The organism is Streptomyces olivaceoviridis, from assembly GCF_014650115.1.
In the GTDB taxonomy this organism is placed as follows: Bacteria; Actinomycetota; Actinomycetes; order Streptomycetales; family Streptomycetaceae; genus Streptomyces; species Streptomyces olivaceoviridis.
The window spans coordinates 1-983 of record NZ_BMUI01000112.1; the positions used below are offsets into that span (position 1 = coordinate 1).

Genomic DNA, 983 nt, shown 5'->3' on the forward strand with positions numbered 1-983 from the left:
AGGATGTCCAGGATGTAGTGGTCATCGCTCGCGTCCTCCACCAGGCGAATACTCATGTTGCTTACCCCGGAGTGTCATGGATGGGGATGCCCCTTGCTGTCGTGGGTGCCGCGCCCGGCGGCGGGGTGCCGGGCAGGGGCTGAGCCGGCGTGGCGGCCTGGTACGGGAGGTCTGTGATGTACCGGCTCGGCGAAGAGGGGCCGGCGGCAGTTCCGCGGGCCCGGAGTGCGGCAGCGGTGTGCGGTTCGCGGCCGGGCCGCTGCTGCGGTCTTCCTCACCCGTTTGGCGGTGCCCCGCGGTCGGGTGGCCGGCCGGGGGGTGTCACGCGGGGGCAGGCGTCAACAGCGGGCGTGGTGGGGGGAGTCACCGGGCGGCTTGGCCGGTGGAGAGCCGGGGGGTGGCCGTGGGGCCGGGCTGGAGTGTCTCGCGTCCGGCTTGGGCGGGGCGCGTTCGGCACGTGGTTTGTTGGACAATGGTCGGGTCTGGCGCCCCGGCCCGATTGCGGCGGGCCGGGGTGCCACATCATGCGGGCGGCTCGGGACTAGTCCCGGTCTCCGCGCTCTTCGTGGCGCTTGATCACCCGGAAGCTGCCCACCACTCCGTCCTCGACGTGGATGCCGTCGACGCAGTCCACGTGCACGCCGTCGCTCTGGCTGTGGGGGCCGACCGTGGCGACGGGAGCGCCGTTGTCGCACACCGCCCCGCGGAAGACCTCGACGGTCTTGCGGCTGTCGTTGCGGATGTTCAGGGTCTTGGCACCCAGGCCGCTGACCACGGTGATGCAGTCGCCCGGGCGGGTGGAGTACGACCGCTCGTTGATGTGGATACGGCCCTCCTCGTTGTCGTGGTCCTCGTTGTCGCGGCCTTCGTTGTCGCGGCCCTCGTAACCCCTGCCCTCGTTGCCCTTGCCCTCGTTGCCCTTGCTCTCGTTGCCCTTGCCCGAGCCGCCGAAGGGCGCCGCGGCAACGGTGGCCGGGGCGATC

Annotated in this window: 1 protein-coding gene; it reads right to left on the bottom strand. The window is 71.6% G+C overall.

Annotated features, from left to right (window positions below; all coding sequences use genetic code 11):
- Positions 1-541: 541 nt before the first annotated feature.
- A partial coding sequence (locus IE273_RS43130; RefSeq protein ID WP_189820554.1) for a hypothetical protein occupies positions 542-983 on the bottom strand: 442 nt, incomplete at its 5' end.